General features: G+C 74.0%; 1 protein-coding gene. It reads right to left on the bottom strand.

Annotation, left to right across the window (positions count from 1 at the left end):
- The coding region (locus tag ACZ6NC_RS41850; protein WP_465739134.1) for a non-ribosomal peptide synthetase at positions 1 to 3486 on the bottom strand (3486 nt) is incomplete at both ends.

The raw sequence follows: 3486 nt of genomic DNA, 5'->3' as shown, positions 1-3486 counted from the left end.
GACCGCCAGGTCGAAGGCGTACCGGGCGGCCGCCTCCAGGGCGCCCGGCAGCTCGGCCTCGGTCGTCGCCGTGACGGTCAGCCGCGGCGCCGCCGATTCGGGTGCCAGCAGCCGCTGGTACGGCGTGCCGTCGGCCTCGGGAAAGACCGTGCGCAGGCTCTCGTGCCGGGCGACCAGGTCGCCGAGTGCCGCGCGCAGCGCGTCGCGGTCCAGCTCGCCGGTGAGCCGCAGCGCCAGCGGGATGTTGTAGGTGGCGCTGGGCCCCTCCATCTTGTGGATGAACCAGAGCCGCCGCTGGGCGAAGGAGAGCGGCATGGTCCCGGGCCGTTCCTGCACGGCGAGGGCCAGCCGTCCGGGGCCGGCGGTGTCCAGGCGCGCGGCGACCGCGGCCGGGGTCGGGCCCTCGAACAGCGAGCGCAGTTCCAACTCGACGCCGAAGACGGCCCGGATCTGGGCGCCGAGGCGGGTGGCGAGCAGCGAGTGCCCGCCCAGCTCGAAGAAGTCGTCGTCCACGCCGACCCGCGGCAGGCTGAGGACCTGCGCGAACAGATCACAGACGATCTGCTCCTGCGGGGTCCGGGCCTCCCGGCCCGAGCCGGAGAGGGCGAAGTCCGGCGCCGGCAGCGCGGCCCGGTCCAGCTTGCCGTTCGCCGTCAGCGGGAGCTGGTCGAGCGGGACGATGGCGGTGGGTTGCATGTAGTCGGGCAGGTGGGTGCGCGCGTGTTCGCGCAGCGTGGTGAGGAGGGCGCTGGTACCGCGGCCGGCGGCGGGGTTGGTGGTGAAGGTGGACAGCGGCGTGCTGGGGGTGCTGCTGCCGGCCGACGCGTAGGTGCCGACGGGAGCCGCGCCGTCGAGGGCGCTCGGCGCGAGGAGGACGACGTCGACGGTGTCGGGCCGGTGGGTGTTCCAGGTGGCGGCGGTCCGGTAGCCGTGCTCCTCGCCGAGCCGGCGGAGGGCTTCGAGGCCGAGCTGGGGGACCGGGGTGTCCGCGGGGTACGGGCCGCCGTTGTCGACGGCGTGCTGGATCGCGAGCTCGTGGGCGAGCCGCGGGTTGGGGATGCCGGTGACGCGCAGCAGGTCGGGCCGTTCGGTGTCGAGCTGCCGGGCGAGGGCGTCGGCCTCCTGGGGCCACGGGAGGGCGGTGGTGCCGGCGCCGGAGAGGTCGAGCGGGGTGATGCCGGTCTTGTGGAGCGTGGCGTCGTAGCGGTACCGGGTCAGCTCGTTCTCGGCGGCGCCGTGTTTGAGCTGGATGTCGGTGCCGGCGAGGTCGGGGACGTGGTGGCCCAGTGCGGTGAAGTACTCCGGGTCGATGAGGAGTTCCTTCTCCAGGACCAGCGCGTGTTCGACCGCGCGCCGGACGGCCGCGAGGTCGGCCGGGTCGGTGGCGCGGGCGGTCTGGACGGCCGTGGTGAAGGTGCGAAGCAGCCGCGGGTTGCGGATGTCGCCGACGAACACGGCGCCGCCGGGCGCGAGGATGCGGATGGCGTGGTCGAGGACCTGCTCCAGGTAGCCGGCGTTGGGGAAGTACTGGACGACCGAGTTGAGGATGATCGTGTCGAAGTGGCCGCTGGGCAGCCGGCTGAAGTCGTGCGCGGGCCGGGTGTGCAGACGGACCCGGGAGGCGAGCCCGGGGTCGGCGTCCACGTGGCCCTGGAGGCCGGCGATCACGCTGGGCGAGAAGTCGGTGCCCCAGTACTCCTCGCAGTGCGGGGCGAGTCGGGACAGGAGCAGGCCGGTGCCGACGCCGATCTCCAGGACCCGGCGCGGGTCGAGGTCCCGGATCCGCTCGACGGTGGTGTCGCGCCATTCCCGCATCTGGTCGAGCGGGATCGGCTGCCCGTCGTAACTGCTGTTCCAGCTGGCGAAGTTCTCACCGAAGGCGGTCGCCGGCGCGCTGGTGTAGACGGTGTCGTACAGGTCCTGCCACTCGCTCAGCTGGTCGTGCTCGACCTGCTCGTCGCGTGCTCCGGCCGAGGTGCCGGCGACGACGTAGGCGACGAGCCGGGCGTCGCCGGGCTGGTCCTCGCGGACCAGGACGGCGGCCTGGGCGATGTCGGGGTGGTCGGTGAGGACCTTCTCGATCTCGCCGGGTTCGATCCGGAAGCCGCGGATCTTGACCTGGTGGTCGGCGCGGCCGACGAACTCCAGCTCGCCGTCCTGGTTCCAGCGCACGAGGTCGCCGGTGCGGTACATCCGGCCGCCCGGTTCGAGGCCGTACGGGTCGGCGGTGAAGCGTTCGGCGGTGAGGGCGGGGCGCCCGAGGTAGCCGCGGGCCAGGCCCGCGCCGGCGATGTAGAGCTCGCCGGTGACGCCGGGGGCGACCGGTCGGAGTCCGCCGTCCAGGACGTAGACCCTGGTGTTGGCGAGCGGCCGGCCGATCGGCGGGACGCCCGAGCCGCCGGCCAGGTCGGCCGTGGTCGACCAGATGGTGGTCTCGGTCGGCCCGTACAGGTTGACCAGGTCATTGGTGAGCGCCCGCATGGCCTCGGCGAGCGCGACCGGCAGGGCCTCGCCGCCGACCAGCATGCGCAGGCCGCGCAGGGCCTCCGGGTCGTGGGAGACCAGCAGCTGCCAGAGCGACGGCGTCCCCTGGAGGACCGTGACGCCGTGCCGGGTGATCAGGTCGAGGACGGCGGACGGCTGCGGGACGGCCTCCTTGGGCGCGAGGACGACCGCGGCGCCGGAGAGCAGCGGGTGGTACAGCTCCAGTGCGGCGATGTCGAAGGCGACCGTGGTGACGGCGAGGAGCCGCTCCTCGGGCCGCAGCGGGACCTTCCGGCTCATCGCGGTGAGGAAGTTGACCAGCGCCGAGTGCGGCACGACCACGCCCTTGGGCCGTCCCGTCGAGCCCGAGGTGTAGATCACGTAGGCGGCGGAGTCCGGGCTGATGGTCACGCGGGCGGCCGCGGGGTCGGTGTCGGGGCAGTCGGCCAGCAGGGCCTGGACCTCGGCGGAGTCCAGCAGCAGCCGCTGGGACTGTCCGTCGGCGGGGATGCGCCGGTCCGTCCGGGTGTCGGTGAGCAGCAGGGCGGGCCGGGCGTCGTCCAGCACGTAGGCGATCCGTGCCGCCGGGTGGTCCGGGTCGAGCGGCAGGTAGGCGGCGCCGGTCTTGAGGACGGCCAGCAGGGCGACGACCAGCTCGGCGGAGCGGGGCAGGGCCAGTGCGACCAGCCGCTCCGGTCCGGCGCCCTGGCGCAGCAGCGCCTGGGCGAGCCGGTTGGCGCGGGCGTTGAGCTCCGCGTAGGTCAGTGCGGCGTCGCCGGCGATCAGGGCCACGGCCTGCGGGGTCGCCGCTGCCTGCCGCGCGAAGCGGGCGGGCAGGAGGTCCGCGCCGACCTCGACGGCGGTGTCCAGCCAGGTGTCCAGGACCAGGCCCCGCTCCTCGGTGGTGAGGAGGTCGATGTGGCTGAGGGGTTGGTCGGGTTGGGTGGTGGCGGTGTCGAGGAGGCGGATCCAGCGGTCGAAGAACTCTTGGACGGTGGGGGC

It is taken from the genome of Kitasatospora sp. NPDC041988 (assembly GCF_055588525.1).
This window is presented reverse-complemented; position numbering and strand designations above follow the sequence as displayed.